Source organism: Pseudohalioglobus sediminis (genome assembly GCF_008370495.1).
In the GTDB taxonomy this organism is placed as follows: Bacteria; Pseudomonadota; Gammaproteobacteria; order Pseudomonadales; family Halieaceae; genus Halioglobus.
In genome coordinates this window covers 48,999-65,390 of sequence record NZ_VTUX01000004.1, presented here as the reverse complement: position 1 = coordinate 65,390, position 16,392 = coordinate 48,999, and the positions used below count along the sequence as shown (strand labels likewise).

Here is a 16,392-nt window from a genome sequence, read left to right as displayed (position 1 = left end):
TTCAGTCTTGTGCGCATTACGTCGAACGCCAGGACACGCTGGGTAATCTGGCCGATAACCGTGGGCTCGCCCCCTGACAGGAGACATTGACGTGAGCAACACCGACACCGCAAGCAAAGCCCTCGTGGGCATTATCATGGGTTCCCAGTCCGACTGGCCGACCATGGAGCGGGCCACCGAACTGCTGGTGGAACTCGGCATTGATTACGAGACTCAGGTCGTGTCAGCGCATCGAACCCCCTCGCGACTTTACGAATATGCCAGTTCCGCAAGTGAACGCGGCCTGCAGGTTATTATCGCCGGGGCTGGTGGCGCCGCTCACCTGCCTGGGATGGCAGCGGCCATGACCTTGCTGCCGGTTGTCGCCGTGCCGGTGCAAAGCAAGGCGCTTAATGGCATGGACAGCCTGCTCTCCATTGCCCAGATGCCCGCCGGTGTGGCTGTGGCAACCCAGGCCATCGGCAGCAGCGGCGCCTACAACGCCGGCCTGCTGGCCGCGCAGATCCTCGCCCTGGGCGACCCGGAACTGAGACAGCGACTGGCGCACTGGCGCGAGTCCGTCACCGATGGTGTACCGCGGGAGGTTTGCTGATGCGAGTCGGCATTATCGGCTGCGGACAACTGGCCCGCATGATGGCATTGTCCGGCTGGGCCATGCGGGTGGACTTTGCTTTCCTGGCCAGCGCCGGTGAAGGCACAGCCTGTGTCGAAGGCCTGGGCCCGGTGGTATCGCACTGCGCAGGGCAGACACCCGGGGAGGTGTTCCACGCGCTGGGCGAGCCCGATGTGGTCACCGTCGAACGCGAGCGCGTCGACCTGGAGCTACTGCGCGGGCTCACCGAATTCTGCGCGGTATATCCCAATCCGGACGCCGTGGCCGCCTGCGGTGACCGCTTCGGTGAAAAAAGGCTGCTCGATAGTGCCGGCATCGCCTCCGCACCCTACCGCATTGCTCAATCTGCACAGGATGTGCCCGCTGCCGCAACCCAATTGGGCCTGCCCGTGGTGGTGAAGAACCCCACCGAGGGCTACGATGGCAAGCAGCAGTGGCATATCTTGGACGAACAACAACTGCAGGCGTTCACCGAACAGAATCCCCCCGGGGCCTGGCTGGTCGAGTCGCGAATTGCCTTCGAACGTGAAATTTCCCTTATCGCCGCGCGCTCGCCCAACGGCGATGTGAAGGTCTATCCGCCCACAGAAAACCGTCACCACGAGGGCATTCTGATTACCTCGGTGGCGCCAGCTGACGGGCTCGAAGAGCGTATCGCGCAGACGGGCGCGCAAAATATTCGCACGCTGCTGGAAACCATGAACTATGTGGGCGTGATGGCGATGGAATGTTTCGTCACCGCTGACAGCCTGCTGGTAAATGAGCTGGCGCCCCGGGTGCACAACAGCGGGCACTGGACCATGAATGGCGATGTGACCAGCCAGTTTGAGAACCACCTGCGCGCTATCCTGGGCCTGCCCCTTGGCGCAACCAGCGGCAATCAGCACTACGGTATGATCAACCTGTTGGGGGATTACGATCACCCTGAACTGCTGACCGCGTTATCCGCTGACGCACACCTGCACGACTACAACAAAAGCCCCGCGCCCAGGCGCAAGCGCGGGCATATCAACGTGTCATCGCAGGATCGTGACGCGGTGCTCACCGAACTCGCGCGTCACCATGACAGGCTCTACGGCTGATGGCATGGCCCGGTGATTCGGCACCGGGCCCCGGTCTCATCAACCGGACTTACTCGCAGTCAAACTGCGGTGCATACACAATGGAACGGTAGTGTCCGTCAACGGTATGAATGCTCACGCACTGGCCGCCATGCCTGTGGCGCCAGTTGCTGTAAACGTCCTTGCCGGACTTCGAACTGTTCGCCAGCACATAGCCGCGATTGCGAAGCTGGTCTTCTGCCATGCCACCCCTGGCACCTACCAGGTCCTTCAGGTCCTGCGGGGTATTGCCGTTGCTGTGATGGCCCGAGTGGTAATCATGTCCCGAATGTGAACCGCCGTGGAAATGCACGTGAATCGCCCGTTCTTCCCATTTATACACCTGGGTGTCGCCATCGTTGCGGCGCTTGACCTTGTGGCCTTTCTGGTCGCGGAAATGGTTTGCCTCCCCGTGCGGAGAGAGATTGTATTGGCTGCCGTTGCGCAGCCTGATATCGACATAGCCCTGGCGCTGGGAAAACTGGCAAGGGCCACTGGCCTCACTTTTCTTGTCACCCTTGTGATAGAACTCGCAGGTCGCACTGGTGGTATCAGCCAATGCCGGCGCGCTGGCGGTGACTGCCGCCAGGACAGTGATCCCGGCCATTCGATAGCATAGATTTCTCATACTGCTTGTTGTCTCCTTATTGAGCGATGCAGCAAAAATTCAGCCACACCGGCATGGAACAGCACCATCGCGCGGCGTTGGATTCCGCGGCGCTGCCAAGCTGCAGTATAGTGATTATCCGGTGGCTCGCCAGCACAGCACCCCCGCAGGCCTCGCAGCTCAAAGCCTTTCGATCAAGGCTCTTCCTCGCTGCCTGCGTTGTCGCCCGAAAACACCTTGCGCAGAAACCCGATCACACCAGCGGGCTCTTCGGCGGACTCTTCGGCCGGCACAGGCTCCTCGACCAGAGCCGCAGGGGCAGACGCCTGCTGAAGCTCCCGGGCTCGCTCGGCCTGTGCGCGGCGCTGCACCGCCGTGTCGAGCTCCCCCTGCAGCATGGATAAGCCCGGATGCCCGGGTACAACTGTCAAACCACGATCGATATAGGTCTGCGCCGACGAATACCTGCCACGATCAATGGCCAGGTGAGTGAGGGCGACATAGCGATTGGCAATCTGCTGTATCCCGTCAAGTGCCTCTGCATTGCCCGGGTCCAGGCTCAATACTGCGTTGTAGTATTGCCATGCACTCTGCTCCCGGGGCGTCGACAGGAAGTCCTTGCGCAGTGCCTCGGCCGCTGCGTTGAGTTGGGCCTCCACCGGGTTCACTGGCATTTCGTTTTGCTGCACTGGTAACACCAGGGCCGGTTCACCTACCTCGACGCCAGTTGCATCAACCGGCTGTTGCAAGATCGCCGCGGTTGCAGGGTCTTCGACTGCGCTTACAACAGCTACGGGGGCTGTGGTCGCCACATCTCCGGAACCGGTATCGGCCAACTCATCGGCTGCGGAGCCGGTTTCCTGCGCGGTATCGATGGATTCAGGGGCCTCCACAGCGACCGGGTCGTCCGCAGTTACAGTCTTCGGCACTGCGTTTGCCAGGGTCTCCTGTACAGCACCGGGAGTGTTCCCGGCCATGACTTCGATATCGGCCTCCCCAGACAAATCGGCTTCAGCTGGCTCACCAACCGGTTCCCTTGCCAGCCACCAGGCCAGCAGCAGTACTACCGGCAATGCAAGCCAGGCCACGCGGCGCGTGGGGCCGGAAGACGTTCCTTCACTATCAAGGCTCGCCACGGTAACTGCGCCAACAGCAACTGCTGCCTCGTCGCCCGCACTCGAGAGAGTCGATTCCTGCTTCTTGTCAGACTTGCCGTTCGACGCCGACTGTGTGCTGGAGTCGCCTTCAGGCTGTGGCTGGCTCTGCTTCAGCGCGCGGACCTTTTCTGCCAGCGATACCTCACCGGCCTGGGGTGAGTCCGCTGGCGGGCTTGCGCCTTCCTGGTTCTCTACCACGTAGAGTTTGCGCTCTGCATCGATTAGCGCGCAGCGCTGGAAGTTCAGTAACCGTAAGCGCTGCAGAGGGCTATCGGCTACCGCCTGCAGCAGGCTGTGTCGACCAGCAAGCACAAACTGTAGCTCCGGGCCGCGACCACAACGCAGGTAGGACAGCAGGTGCAGCTCTTCCAGCGCGCTTGCGGGCAGTGCATGCGCATTGTCGATTACCAGGAAAGCATGATCATGCCCCTGCAGGCGATTGCTCAATGCACCAAGGATGATATCCCAGTCGTCGGATTCACTTTCGACACCCAGTTGACGGCACACCTCGCTAACCAGGCCATCTTCTGGGAGCGTCTCGCCGTCAAGCATTACCAGGGGGACATCGGAACCCAACCCGGCCAGCATCTCAGCCAGCAGACTGGTTTTACCGACCCCCGCGGGACCGGTTAGCAGGAACGCCTCTCGATAACCATTGATAAAGGCCTCCAGGTTCTCCCTGGCCTGGCCCCGGTCACAAGTGGCTGCAGCCATATCAACCTGCTGTTCGCTGGCCACGGGTTCAGGGCCACCTTGTTGCTGCCGATCGGACATATTGGTCGAGTCTATTCCTTATCTGGTTGTTGGAGGCCGATCCTGGAATCGGCTCCAGTTAAAGCCTAGGCTGCGGCTGCCATCACTATTAGAACAATTGCAGCTATATCAATTATTTTATAGATCAAAAACTTATAGGCAGCCATGCAGGGCTATGCGAACCACACCGCGAGAAACCACGCTTTTTTTCAAAACTAGGTCTATCGGGACCCGGGCCGCAAGTTTTTTCCGGGCTTTTTAGACTTTTCCTGCAGGCCGCCGCCCTGCTCCTGGATTTTCTGGAGAATTCACCAGTTTTTTATGGAGGCAGTCCCGGGCCTGCCCTTCAATACAGCTGATACGAGCAGTAAAAAGCACGAGAGCGCGTTATGAGCTGGAACAAATCTTCTTCCCACCGATGGACCTTTACGCGGGCAGCTTTAGGCTGCCTGTCGTTTACCTTGCTGGCCAGCTGCCGGTTGGTGGTTACCACCGACAGCACCGGCCATATCGAATCCGCCTCCGGCCAGTATGACTGCGCACAAGCAAGCTGCGCGTATTCCATTGATGAGGAAGTCAGCGAGACCTTTACCGCCGTGCCCGCTGACAGCTTTCGCTTCGTTCGCTGGGAAGGCCTGTGCATGCTTGCGCCCACCGCAGTCTGCGAGGCGCGCATGTTCCCCCTGCCTGAGCAGCTCAGCCACCACGATGGCGACATCGGCCTGTCCGCCGTTTTCGAACCTGTATCCACGGTGCGCACCTGGTACCGGGATCGCGACGGCGACAACTACGGCGCGGCCAACCAGAGGCGCACTTCTGCCGACCAGCCGCGAGGCTTCGTGATCAACAAACAGGACTGCGACGACTACGACGCGGATATTCGCCCCTTTGCGAAAGAGCGTGAAGACGGCAAGGACAACAATTGCAACGGCATGATCGACGAGGGTTTCGTCGATATACGCTTCTTCGCCGACCGCGATGGCGACGGCTTTGGCGACCCTGACTCCAGCAGGCTGGAGAAACGCAAACCCAAGGGCTACGTGACCAACCAGCTCGATTGCAACGACGGCAGCGCCAGGGACTTTCCCGACGCCAATGAACTCGCCGATGGTCGCGACAACGACTGTGACGGTGACGTCGACGAAGGCGGTTCGACCTGGTATCGCGACGTGGATGGCGATGGCTTCGGCTTAACCACCGATAGCACACGCTCATTGCAGGCGCCGGACGGTTATGCCGCTACCGATGGTGACTGTGACGACAATAACGCGGCCATCAATCCCGACGCTGAGGAAACCTTCGACAGTGTGGACAACGACTGCGATGGCAGTGTTGACGAGGGCTTTACCGAGCGGGAGTACTTCCGTGATACGGACAATGACGGCTACGGGGATGCCAGTGACAGCGTATTCGACGTCGTCCAGCCCCAGGGCTATGCCACACGCAGTGGCGACAACTGCCCCAGCGGCTATAACCCGACCCAGTCCGATGCCGACGGCGATGGCCTGGGTGACGCCTGCGACGGATTTACTGACAGCGATGAAGACGGTATCGAGGACAGCTCGGATAACTGCCCCAGCGCCGCCAACCAGGGCCAGGAAGACGGCGACAACGACGGTCTGGGCGACGCCTGTGACCCGGTCGACAACACCCCCAGCCCACCTCCCGCCTGCATGTCCTCGCCGGATGCCCAGGCCATGCTGGACGCAGTCAACGCTTTCCGCTCGCAATCCCGCACCTGCGGCGCGCGCGGCACCTTCCCGGCAGTCGGGGCCCTGTCCTGGAACTGCCAACTGGAGACTGCCGCCTTCAACCATTCCCGCGATATGGCCAACAACAATTTCTTCAGCCATACCGGTTCAGATGGCTCGTCGGCGGGCGACCGCGCCACCCGCGCCGGGTACAGCTGGTGGACCTGGGGCGAAAATATCGCCGCAGGCTATCCTTCCGTGAGTACGGTCATGCAGGGCTGGATTGACAGCGACGGGCACTGCGCCAACATGATGAATGCCAACTTCAGCAATCTCGGCGCCGCCCGCTTCGTTGACAGCGGCAGCACCTACGGGACCTACTGGACCCAGGTATTTGGCAGCTCGCGCTGACGCGGCGAGTAGTTGTGAAAGCGACTGCAATTCTGCGACACTGCTACCGCATCGCATTTACAAGGAACAGGCTGTGAGCAACCATAAAGTAACCGTGGCAAAACTCTGGCAGGCGCTGTCGGAAGGGGACTGGGAGACACTGAAAGCCTGCCTGCACCCGGAGATTCACTACCGCGACATGCCCAGCGACGACCCCGGGGCGCACGGACCCGAGAATGTCGTCAAGCGGCTGTCGATCGCATGGGACCACCTGGAAAAACAGGAGCAGACCACCCATCACATGGCTGCGGAAGGTGACGTGGTGTTCCTGGACCACACGGAGAAGTGGACCTTCAACACGGGTGAGACCTGTGAACACACCTTTGCCACCATGCACGAAATGAAGGACGGCCTGGTGTATCGCTGGCACGACTACTGGGACATGAACAAATTCGTCAGCCAGTTCCCGGGGTGGTTCCTGGAAGAGATGGCGAAGAAAAGCGCCGCTGACTTCAGCGACTGACCGGCGCGCCCAACGCACACTCGCCCCACCGCGCCTGCAGTGCTAGGCTGTGGCTCCTGTTACCTGCCCGATGGGAACCACGCCCTTGTCCACACGCTCAACCATTGTTGCCCTGATCGCCACCTCGACCCTGCTCGCAGGCTGCTCCGACAGCAGCGACCGGCCGCCGGTACCGCCATCCACTCTCAGTGTGATTCCGCTGGCCGTACCCGAGGGGGCACCGGGGGAAATGCCCACGCTGCGTTTTCGCGCCATACTCGACGTGCCGCAACCCCGCGATGTCAGCATCAGTTTCGAGACATCGGCAGTGACCGCCACCGCGGGCGAGGACTACCTGGATACCGTCGGCGACGTGACCATCGCCGCGGGCTCGCTGGAGACCTTCATCGAGGTCGACGTGCTGGGCGACGCCGAGGAGGAACCGGCGGAGACCCTGGCACTCGCTTTTTCCGCCACGGGTAATGTCACGGCCACCGCGGACACCGTCACCGGCACCATCGCCAACGACGACAGCGCCTGCGATGCAGCGTTTGAAGTGGACGCCAATCCCTGGCGGGTCAACGGCGCCGACCCACTGAACTACGCCCACCGCGGCGGCGTAATCGACTTCCCGGAGAACACCCTGTTCGCCTATGCCGAGGTCGCCCTGGCCGGCGCCGATGTACTGGAGATGGACGTCTACCAGACCCGCGACAACGAGCTGGTGATCCTCCACGACCTGGATGTAGATCGCACCACCAATGGCACCGGCAACGTGGTCGACCTTACCCTGGCCGAGCTGAAAGCGCTGGACGCGGCGTACTGGTTCGTGCCCGGTGCAGGCACGCCGCACGACAGGCCCGAGGCAGACTACGTCTATCGCGGCATTGCCACCGGCGACAGACCGCCACCGCCCGGCTACAGCGCCAGTGACTTCCAGATTCCCACCCTTGAGGAAGCACTGCAGCGGTTTCCCCACGAACTGATCAATGTGGAGCTGAAACCGGACCTGGATGGCAGGGGTGACTATGAACAGCAGATGGCGGCGCTGCTGCAACGCTATGGTCGTCGCGATGACATCATCGCCGCCTCCTTTGTCGATGAGGCGGCCAACAACTTCAAGGCCGTGGCGCCCTGTGTGCACACATCCATACCACTGGACCAGGGTTCGCTGCTGGTACTGGGCGCCCTGGGTGACGGCGTCATCCCGCCGGTGCCAGAACACGTGGCTTTCCAGGTTCCCCCGGACACCAGCCAGATCAACCCGGCGCAGCTGCCGCCGGGCTTTTTCCTCGAAGTAGTCACCGAGGACTTCGTCACCGACGCGCACAACGCCAACCTGGCCGTGCAGGTATGGACTATCAATACCTGCGAGGAAATGCTGCGCATGATGGAGCTCGGCGTCGACGCGATCATGACAGACCGGCCAATACTGCTGGAACAACTGCTGAATACACCGGCGGCGGAACGCAGCTGCAGCGACTAGGCCAGGCGTGCCAGTTGCGCCAGCAAATATGGCCTGACCAGCCAGTGAAACTGCGCGCCGGCCTGTTAGCATGCGGGAACGATAACCAGCAGAGACCCAGAGCCGATGCCAGAGGACCTGAGAACACAGCTGAAGTTACCGCCCTGCGACCAGGTCGGTTTCGTGGTCAGCGACCTGTCCGCGGCCATGGCCCGCTACGAGCCCCTGTTTGGCCCTTTCCAGACCATGGACCCGGGCCCGATGTCCTATCACTACCGCGGTGGTGAGGAAACCTGCGACATGAAACTGGCCTTTGCGCGCAGTGGCGACCTGGAAATCGAACTCATCCAGTGGCTGAGCGGTGGCTGCCCGCACAAGGAATTTCTCGATGCCGGTCGCGAGGGCATGCACCACCTGCGCTTTACCGTGGACTCGCTGGAACAGACCGTGGCCGCGGCTCAGGAGTTGGGTTTCACAGCCATCTGGCACAAGCGCTATGGGGAAGGACTGGCCGTAGCCTATCTCGAAAGAGAGGGCGATCCGCTGCTGGTGGAGTTGTTTGAAAACCACCATGGCTGAGCACGCCGGACACCTGTCCTGACCCCCGTTCCCGGAATACAAATCAATGCTCGTATTGCACCAGTACCATTTATCTCCGTACAACGAGAAGTTGCAGCGCATGCTCAACTTCAAGGGCATCGCGTTTACCGAGCAGTACTGGCAGCTGGGTGAACGCAAGCAAGTGGCCGCGCTGAACCCCATTGGCAAACTGCCCGCCCTGGAACACGACGGCCGGGTGATATGTGATTCCACCGACGTCGCGCATTACCTGGAGCAGGCGTTTCCCGAGCCGCCACTGATTCCGGCCGATCCCGCCCTGCGGGGCCAGGTGCACGTGCTGGAAGACTGGGCGGACGAGAGCCTCTATTTCTACGAAATGCACCTGCGCTTTACCACGCCAGGCAACAGGGAACGCAATATTCCGCGCATGGTCGAGCACGAGAGCGCCTTCCTGCGCTGGTTGCTGCCCAAAGTTGTGCCTGGCGGCATCGCCAAAATCACTGCCAGCCAGGGTATTGGCCGCAAGAGCCCGGAACAATTGATGATCGACGTGACCCGGCATATCGAGGCGGTAAATGACCTGCTGTCGGAGGCGCAGTGGCTGGTCGGCAACCGGATCAGCCTTGCCGATCTCGCCGTGTACGGCATGTTCGATGCATTGCGCGACGCCGACATGGCTGCAGCGCAAATCGCCCGATACAGCGCGGTGGTAGCGTGGATGGAGCGAGTAGAACAAACCACCAGCGAGCGAGCCTCGCCAGCAAACGCCACCAGCAAAGAGGATGATTCATGAGCAAAGTCCTGATTACCGGTGCCACCGGCTTTATTGGTAACCACGTCGCGCGTCTCTGCCTGGACCAGGGCGATGAAGTCCGGGCCATGGTAATGCCGGGCGAAGACCGTTCGCCACTCGCCGGCATGGAGGTGGAATTTGTCGAGGGCAACCTGCTGGACCCGCAGTCCCTCGCCCAAGCGGTGCAGGGTGTAGACAAACTGTATCACCTGGCCGCCCTGTTTGCGGTATGGACGAAAGACCCCGACCTGCACTACAAGATCAACGTGGAAGGCACCCGCCACCTGATGCGCGCGGCGCTGGCAGCGGGGCTGGAGAAAATCGTCTACACCAGCAGCATTGCTGCCATCGGCACAGACGGCAAGGGAACGCCCTCAACAGAAGAGACTCCCTTTGCCAGCTGGCACTTTGCCAGCCCCTATATCCTGTCCAAGTACATCAGCCACCTGGAAGTGAAGGGGATGGTCAAGGATGGCCTGCCGGTCACCATGGTAATGCCAGGGCTTCCCTTCGGCCCCGGCGACAGGGCACCCACGCCGACGGGCACCATGATTATCGGCGCCCTGCAGGGCAAGATGAAAAACTACTGGGACGGCGGTGTCTGCCCCGTGGATGTGCGCGATGTCGCAGCCGGTCATGTGCTGGCCATGGACAAGGGGCGCGTCGGCGAGTCCTACATCCTCGGCAACACCGACAACAACATGAGCAACCAGGAGTTCCTGCAACTGGTTGGTCGCGTCGCCGGCATCGACAACGTCGGCGTCAAGGAGATCTCCCGCAACACCATGCTGCGGGTGGCGCGACTGGCCGAGCTGTTTTCCAAGCTGACCGGCAAAGCGCCCATCACCACGGTGAAAAACAGTACCTACACCATGGAGCACTTCTACGTGGACTCCAGCAAGGCGGTACGTGAACTGGGGCTGCCGCAAACACCCGTGGAGACGGCGGTGCGCGACTCCATAGAGTGGTTTCGCGCCAACGGCTACGCCTGAGCTGACTGCAGGGCCCGGCGCAGCTTCCGCGTTTCCAGGTACAGGCCCAGCGCATTACCGGCAATAATCAGCGCGGCGCCCAGCAGCAGCCACAGACTGACGGCCTCACCGTAAAGCCACCAGGCCGCCACCATGATCAACGGCAGGCGCAGGTAATCGATGGGCATGACCACGGCGGCATCGGCATAGGACAGGGCGCGGCTCAGGCAATAGTGCGCCGCCAGCGCGGTGAGCGCTGCCACCAGCAGCCAGTGCCAGACCTCAGCGGGCGGAACCTGCAGTTCCGTGGCTATCGGCAGGAAAGCGAACAGGCCCTGCATCAGCGTCATGTAAAACAGGACCAGGAAAAAAGTCTGTGGGTGGCCGTGCAACAGCTGCGTCAGCTTGCGGGTGACGATCACGCTGACCGCGAAACTGGCGGCTCCCGCCAGCATCACCAGGCTGGCCGGATTAATCGCTGCGGCACCGGGGCGCAGGATCACCAGGATACCCAACAGGCCCAGCAGCAGGGCCAGCCAGCGTCCACGGTTCATCGGTTCGCCCATGAACAGCGCAGCCAGCAGCGCGGCCCACAGTGGCGTGGTGAACTCCAGCGCGAACACTTCAGCGAGCGGCAGCGCCGCAATGGCAATCAACCAGGCGCACTGGCCACAGAAGTGCGTGCTGTTGCGCAGCAGGTGCCAACCTATCAATTGCGGCCGCAGGCCAGCCGGGTTCAGCACGCCCGCCCGCATCAGCACCAGGCTGACCACACCAAACCCCAGCAGGCTGCGCCAGAACAGGATGTCCAGGGTGGCCATGTGCCGGGTCAGCTCGCGACTGGCGATCGCCAGCAGGCAGAAGCCGAATAACGCCGCCGCCATCCAGGCGACGGCCAGGCCTGTATTGTTGTGACTCAGAAAAAGCCCAGTGGATTGATGTCGTGGCTGACCAGCATGTTTTTCGTCTGCTGGTAGTGGTCCAGCGCCATCTTGTGGGTTTCACGCCCTATGCCGGATTTCTTGTAGCCACCGAAGGCCGCATGCGCGGGGTAAGCATGGTAGCAGTTCATCCATACACGGCCGGCCTGGATGGCCCTGGCCACGCGGAAGGCGCGGTTGGTGTCGCGCGTCCACACGCCGGCACCGAGGCCGTACTCGGTGGCATTGGCAATCTGCAGTGCCTCGGCCTCGTCCTTGAAGGTGGTGATGCCCAGGGTCGGGCCAAAGATCTCCTCCTGGAACACGCGCATGTCGTTACTGCCCTTGAGCAGGGTGGGCTCCACGTAGTAGCCACCGGCGATATCGCTACCCACGGTGGCCTTGTTGCCGCCGAGCAGGAACTGGGCGCCGTCCTGCCTGGCAATGTCCATATAGCTCATGATCTTGTCGAACTGTTCCTTGGACGCCTGCGCGCCGATCATGGTCTCGGTGTCAAAGGGATTGCCCTGCTTGATCTGCCCGGCCCGCTCCAGCACGCGCTCGATGAAGTCATCGTAGATGCTCTCCTGCACCAGCGCCCGCGACGGGCAGGTACACACCTCACCCTGGTTGAAGAAGCCCAGTAGCACGCCCTCGATGCACTTGCTGACAAACTCCTCTTCCTGCTGCATCACGTCTTCGAAATAGATACTGGGAGACTTGCCACCCAGCTCTACGGTGGAGGGAATCAGCGTTTTGGCCGCATTGGCGAGGATCTGGTGCCCCACCGCGGTGGAGCCCGTGAATGCGATCTTGGCAATACGGTCAGAGGAAGCCAGCGCCTGCCCGATTTCGCCGCCAAAACCGTTGAGGATGTTGACCACGCCAGCCGGCAGCAGGTCCTGTACCATCTCCATCCACACCAGAATGGAAATCGGCGTCTGCTCCGCGGGCTTGAGTATCACGCAGTTCCCCGCGGCGAGTGCCGGTGCCAGCTTCCAGGCCGCCATCAACAGCGGGAAGTTCCAGGGGATGATCTGCCCCACCACACCCAGGGGCTCATGGAAATGGTAGGCGACAGTGGTGGCATCGATTTCCGCGGCAGAACCCTCCTGCGCACGGATGCAGCCGGCGAAGTAGCGAAAGTGGTCTACAGCCAGCGGAATATCCGCGTTCAGGGTCTCGCGAATACTCTTGCCGTTTTCCCAGGTCTCCACATAGGCCAGCGTCTCCAGGTTGGACTCCATGCGATCGGCTATTTTCAACAACAGGTTGGAGCGCTCCTGCACCGAGGTTTTACCCCAGCTCTCTGCGGCCGCGTGCGCTGCATCCAGCGCCTTGTTGAGGTCAGCCGGCGTGGACCGGGGCACCTCGCAAAAGGCCTCACCGGTCACCGGCGTGGTGTTGTCGAAGTATTTACCTTCCAGCGGAGCGAGCCACTCGCCCCCGATAAAATTGGCGTAGCGGTCCTTGAATTGGAACAGCGCATTCTCGCTGCCGGGCATTGCGTACAACATTGTTATTGTCCTCTGGTTGTGACGATTGGCATCAGGAATATAGCCTATGTTCCGGGAGCATGCAGCGACAACATTTATGTTAGAGTCGCCGGCAGCGCCCGACAAAACCGGACCAACTTATATGACCATACCAAGACTTGCCGTTGTTGCCGTGACCGCACTGCTGGTTACCGGATGCACTGCCGATAACCAGCCAGCCAAAGACAGCGCTGATGCCTGCGCACCGCGCGGCAAGAACCTGCTGCAGGACCCCTCCTTTCTGTCCATCACGGCCCCGCGTGCCCAGCGCAAATGGTCATCATCCGAGCATGCAGCCGGCCAGACCTTTGAGTACCAGGCACAGAACGGGGAACTGGAGATTGTGAAGACAGGCGGAGAACCCTGGTTCATCCTCACCCAGAGCGTTGACCCGGGTACCGTTGCCGGCAAGCGGGTGACCTTTGGCGCCGAGGTAAAACTGGACCTCAGCCTGCCGCAGGATCACACCTTCACCCCCGGCGGCGGCCTCACCTTCCTCGCCAGGCGTGGCAGCAATGTGGTGATAAATTCCAGCCTGGAGCATGAACCGCGCCTGGGCCAAACCGACTGGACGCCGGTCAGCATCACCCTGAAGATACCGCGGGGTACAGACTTCGTGCGCGCAGGCTTCCTGCACCAGGCAGAGGGAACGCTGCGAGTGCGCAAACCGTATCTACGCATTGCGGCAAAAAAAGACTGTGATAGCCAGCCCCGATAGCGCGCTACTGCTCAATTGGCCTGGCTTATACTGGCGACCTAACCCGGACGGCCATCGATTCTCCCGCGCACCAGAATAGGCAGGTAACAAGCTACGAAACAGCCATAGCCGATCGCCCACAACACCACCGCCGTGATAATCGTGCTGAGATAATCGCCGGTAATCACGATGCCGAATACCCGCACGATAAACGCCGCGTAGACAGCCACAAACGCCAACGCCATTATCGCCCCCACCCTGATCGGTCGCCCCGTGTGACCAAGGGACACACGTGAAATCATCGCCAATATCATCATGCCCATGCCACCGACGGTTAATGTATGGATCGCCTGGGTCTGGGTGATCACAGCGCCGGGCACGCCGCTAAGGCCGTAAAGCAGCAGCCCCAGGGGTATGCACCAGTAACTCAAGTGCAGCGACCAGACCAGCGGCGTGCGCAGCGTCACCCGAAAACGCCAGCGAAAAACACGCAGACCGTGTATCGCGGCGGTAACCAGCAATACTACCGTTACCAGAGTGGAGGGCAGCTTCGCCACGGCCAGGCCAACCGGCACCGCCAGCAATATCGATATCATGCTGGCTTTTTCCAGCCAAGGGAGACTCTCTACCCGTTCAGTGCCAGTACCGTTGGCGGTAAACATTGGCACCACGCGACCAGCAATAATTGTCATCAACAACGTCACCAGCAACACCATCGCCCGCCCTGCTACGGCCAGCAATTCGCCGTTTTCCGCGGCTGCGGACCAGTGCATCACGCCATTTGCAAGAGTCATCAACAGCAACACCGGTACGAAAACGATGTTGCGCCACTGGCGTACCTTGACCACAGAGCGCGCCAGAACGGCGGCTGCGACCGGAAGGAACAGAAGATCGAGCACAACGGGCACCGGGTGCGGCACGACATCGCTGAAGGCGAAGCCGAGCCTTGCCGACAACCACAATGCCACCAGAGCAGCCAGCCCGGGCCCGTGCAATCCCGGCACCCCGGTCCAGGTCTGCACCGCTGTCAGCAGAAAGCCAACCACTATGGCCGCGACGAAGCCGAACAGCATCTCGTGCACATGCCACCATAGCGCGCCACCATAGAGCGCCGGTTCCGCCGTGCCGGCCATTACCGCTGCCCACAGCATCAGGCTGACAACGCTGAACAGTGAACCGAGAAGAAAAAAGGGCCGAAACGCCAAACGGAAAAACGGCAGGCCCTGGGGCACCTCGCGGTCCACGATTTGCCCGTTACTCAACAATTTACTCATGTTCTGGCCACCTGGCTGAAAACGCCTGTATAGAAAGATAGAACCACCCGCGCCGGAGCGCGAGTGGCCCGGCCTGTCACCCGCTAGAGCTTGAGTTGCAGCGTTACCCAGATCTTCTGTGTATCGCTGAAACGATCACTGTCGGCGGAGAAGTTGGCGTACTTAAGCTGCGTGCTGAACTGCTTGTTGATCGGCCAGGTGCCGACCAGATCCCATTCGCTGCCGTAGTCCTCGCTGGTGTCATCAGCCGCGAAATCATGGTAGAACGCGCCCAGCTTAACGGGACCCAGCTTGCCGGTTACACCGAGGTACATGTCCTCGATCCCGTCTCCGGGTGTTACCAGGAACTTGTCAGCCCAACCCTGGAACTTGTGCAGAGTCGCGTAAGGCGTTTTGAAACCCACATCATTGTCAGAACCCAGCACCTCGTAGCCGACGCTGGCATTGAGACCGGAAAATCCCAGTGCCGCCTCCACCATGTAGTAATCAGCGTCATAGTCCTGCGGATTATCGCCGGCATCCGATTGCTTCGCATAGGCGGCCTTCAATCCGACGGGGCCGAATTTGCCGTCGTACTTAACGCCGTAGGTATCCGAGGAATTGCCAACCGACTTGCCCGGCGCGTAGTCGCCGTTGTCATCAATATCCAGGGCATAGATGAAGCCGCTGAGTGTGTGGTTCTCGGCAAAGCGGTAGTCAGCCCGGGCAAAATGGTTCTCGCCATGCAGATCTGCCGGCTGCGCCGCACTGTCATCGGGACCGAAGATGCGGTTGACGTTATAAACGTAGGCATAGTCCAGGGTTAGGCCGCTGCCACCCTTGTAAAACAGGCGGAAGCCGTCATAGGTCTGTTCATTCTGGCGCCAGCCGACTCCGCCGATAAAGCGCTCGCTGCCATGCAGTATGCGTTGCCGCCCGTAAGCGCCATACGCATCTTGCTGACCATAACGCAGCCAGGCCTGGTTAATGTCTGTGCCTTTCGGGTCGGCTACAACCGGACGATCGGTATTGCCATTAGCGGTGGAATTGTAATCGTCGCTGCCGATTTCACTGACATTGTCGAATTCCGCCAACGCGCTGAACGCGCCTACCATGCCTGATTGCACGGTCACCCGGGTGCGCAGGGTCGATGCATTGGCATCCTTGTCAAAGGCGTCGTCGTCCACGTTTTCAAACCGATAGCGCAGGTCAAGCTTGATGTTGCCCTCGCTTACCGCTTTGGAAAATTGCTCGGTAAAACCATCTTGCGCCTGCGCGCCTGCAGCCAGACCAGCAGCCAGAACGCCGCCGATGATCACCTTGTACCCTGTTCCGTTTGTCATAGTGTGAGTCACTCCTGTAAATAATAATGGGCGGGGAGTAC

General features: G+C 60.8%; 15 protein-coding genes. 9 read left to right on the top strand and 6 right to left on the bottom strand.

Features of this window, described 5'->3' with window-relative positions; translation table 11 throughout:
• Positions 1–136 precede the first annotated feature (136 nt).
• A complete protein-coding gene (purE, locus tag F0M18_RS09785; RefSeq protein ID WP_149611511.1) occupies positions 137–592 on the top strand; it encodes a 5-(carboxyamino)imidazole ribonucleotide mutase in 456 nt (151 codons plus the stop codon).
• Entirely contained in the window at positions 592–1,695 is a 1,104-nt protein-coding gene (locus tag F0M18_RS09780; protein ID WP_149611251.1) for a 5-(carboxyamino)imidazole ribonucleotide synthase, read from the top strand. The genes purE and F0M18_RS09780 overlap by 1 nt, the downstream gene beginning before the upstream one ends.
• Before the next feature lie 49 nt (positions 1,696–1,744).
• Here the strand turns inward: F0M18_RS09780 and F0M18_RS09775 are convergent, their stop codons facing one another.
• Positions 1,745–2,341, bottom strand: coding sequence for a hypothetical protein (locus F0M18_RS09775; RefSeq protein ID WP_149611250.1), 597 nt, complete (start codon positions 2,339–2,341; stop codon positions 1,745–1,747).
• A gap of 173 nt (positions 2,342–2,514) precedes the next feature.
• Complete coding sequence (locus F0M18_RS09770) at positions 2,515–4,191, bottom strand: ATP-binding protein (RefSeq protein ID WP_188109668.1); 1,677 nt, start codon at positions 4,189–4,191, stop codon at positions 2,515–2,517.
• Between the two features lie 428 nt (positions 4,192–4,619).
• On the opposite strand from F0M18_RS09770, the gene F0M18_RS09765 reads away from it, so the two are divergent.
• From F0M18_RS09765 to F0M18_RS09740, 6 genes are all read left to right on the top strand, one after another.
• Positions 4,620–6,332: a MopE-related protein gene (locus tag F0M18_RS09765; protein ID WP_149611248.1), complete on the top strand. Its 1,713-nt coding sequence runs from the start codon at positions 4,620–4,622 to the stop codon at positions 6,330–6,332.
• Positions 6,333–6,405: 73 nt separating this feature from the next.
• Complete coding sequence (locus F0M18_RS09760) at positions 6,406–6,834, top strand: nuclear transport factor 2 family protein (RefSeq protein ID WP_188109667.1); 429 nt, start codon at positions 6,406–6,408, stop codon at positions 6,832–6,834.
• An 85-nt stretch (positions 6,835–6,919) separates the two neighbouring features.
• A complete protein-coding gene (locus tag F0M18_RS09755; RefSeq protein WP_188109666.1) occupies positions 6,920–8,299 on the top strand; it encodes a glycerophosphodiester phosphodiesterase family protein in 1,380 nt (459 codons plus the stop codon).
• A 105-nt stretch (positions 8,300–8,404) separates the two neighbouring features.
• Entirely contained in the window at positions 8,405–8,857 is a 453-nt protein-coding gene (locus tag F0M18_RS09750; RefSeq protein WP_149611245.1) for a VOC family protein, read from the top strand.
• Between the two features lie 46 nt (positions 8,858–8,903).
• Positions 8,904–9,632 carry a glutathione S-transferase family protein gene (locus tag F0M18_RS09745; RefSeq protein WP_149611244.1) on the top strand — a complete coding sequence of 243 codons (729 nt, stop codon included), beginning with the start codon at positions 8,904–8,906 and terminating at the stop codon, positions 9,630–9,632.
• Positions 9,629–10,624 carry an SDR family oxidoreductase gene (locus F0M18_RS09740; protein ID WP_149611243.1) on the top strand — a complete coding sequence of 332 codons (996 nt, stop codon included), beginning with the start codon at positions 9,629–9,631 and terminating at the stop codon, positions 10,622–10,624. Before F0M18_RS09745 ends, F0M18_RS09740 begins: the two co-directional genes overlap by 4 nt.
• Here the strand turns inward: F0M18_RS09740 and F0M18_RS09735 are convergent.
• Positions 10,615–11,487 carry a DMT family transporter gene (locus tag F0M18_RS09735; protein ID WP_149611242.1) on the bottom strand — a complete coding sequence of 291 codons (873 nt, stop codon included), beginning with the start codon at positions 11,485–11,487 and terminating at the stop codon, positions 10,615–10,617. The two genes, F0M18_RS09740 and F0M18_RS09735, sit on opposite strands and share 10 nt — an antisense overlap.
• A 32-nt stretch (positions 11,488–11,519) precedes the next feature.
• Positions 11,520–13,040: an acetaldehyde dehydrogenase ExaC gene (gene exaC, locus F0M18_RS09730; RefSeq protein ID WP_149611241.1), complete on the bottom strand. Its 1,521-nt coding sequence runs from the start codon at positions 13,038–13,040 to the stop codon at positions 11,520–11,522.
• Positions 13,041–13,161: 121 nt separating this feature from the next.
• Between exaC and F0M18_RS09725 the strand changes: the two genes are divergently transcribed.
• On the top strand, positions 13,162–13,776 hold the full coding sequence (locus tag F0M18_RS09725; protein WP_149611240.1) for a hypothetical protein: 615 nt from the start codon (positions 13,162–13,164) through the stop codon (positions 13,774–13,776).
• A gap of 38 nt (positions 13,777–13,814) precedes the next feature.
• Here the strand turns inward: F0M18_RS09725 and F0M18_RS09720 are convergent, their stop codons facing one another.
• Positions 13,815–15,029, bottom strand: a complete 1,215-nt coding sequence (locus tag F0M18_RS09720; protein ID WP_149611239.1) for an NnrS family protein — start codon at positions 15,027–15,029, stop codon at positions 13,815–13,817.
• Positions 15,030–15,112: 83 nt separating this feature from the next.
• Positions 15,113–16,351, bottom strand: coding sequence for an alginate export family protein (locus tag F0M18_RS09715; RefSeq protein ID WP_188109665.1), 1,239 nt, complete (start codon positions 16,349–16,351; stop codon positions 15,113–15,115).
• Between the last annotated feature and the right edge of the window lie 41 nt (positions 16,352–16,392).

Coding starts and splice junctions, on each gene's coding strand:
- purE (WP_149611511.1), top strand. CDS start 137: ATGGGTTCCCAGTCCGACTGGCCGACCATGGAGCGGGCCACCGAACTG.
- F0M18_RS09780 (WP_149611251.1), top strand. CDS start 592: ATGCGAGTCGGCATTATCGGCTGCGGACAACTGGCCCGCATGATGGCA.
- F0M18_RS09775 (WP_149611250.1), bottom strand. CDS start 2,341: ATGAGAAATCTATGCTATCGAATGGCCGGGATCACTGTCCTGGCGGCA.
- F0M18_RS09770 (WP_188109668.1), bottom strand. CDS start 4,191: ATGGCTGCAGCCACTTGTGACCGGGGCCAGGCCAGGGAGAACCTGGAG.
- F0M18_RS09765 (WP_149611248.1), top strand. CDS start 4,620: ATGAGCTGGAACAAATCTTCTTCCCACCGATGGACCTTTACGCGGGCA.
- F0M18_RS09750 (WP_149611245.1), top strand. CDS start 8,405: ATGCCAGAGGACCTGAGAACACAGCTGAAGTTACCGCCCTGCGACCAG.
- F0M18_RS09745 (WP_149611244.1), top strand. CDS start 8,904: ATGCTCGTATTGCACCAGTACCATTTATCTCCGTACAACGAGAAGTTG.
- F0M18_RS09740 (WP_149611243.1), top strand. CDS start 9,629: ATGAGCAAAGTCCTGATTACCGGTGCCACCGGCTTTATTGGTAACCAC.
- F0M18_RS09735 (WP_149611242.1), bottom strand. CDS start 11,487: ATGGCGGCGGCGTTATTCGGCTTCTGCCTGCTGGCGATCGCCAGTCGC.
- exaC (WP_149611241.1), bottom strand. CDS start 13,040: ATGTTGTACGCAATGCCCGGCAGCGAGAATGCGCTGTTCCAATTCAAG.
- F0M18_RS09725 (WP_149611240.1), top strand. CDS start 13,162: ATGACCATACCAAGACTTGCCGTTGTTGCCGTGACCGCACTGCTGGTT.
- F0M18_RS09720 (WP_149611239.1), bottom strand. CDS start 15,029: ATGAGTAAATTGTTGAGTAACGGGCAAATCGTGGACCGCGAGGTGCCC.
- F0M18_RS09715 (WP_188109665.1), bottom strand. CDS start 16,351: ATGACAAACGGAACAGGGTACAAGGTGATCATCGGCGGCGTTCTGGCT.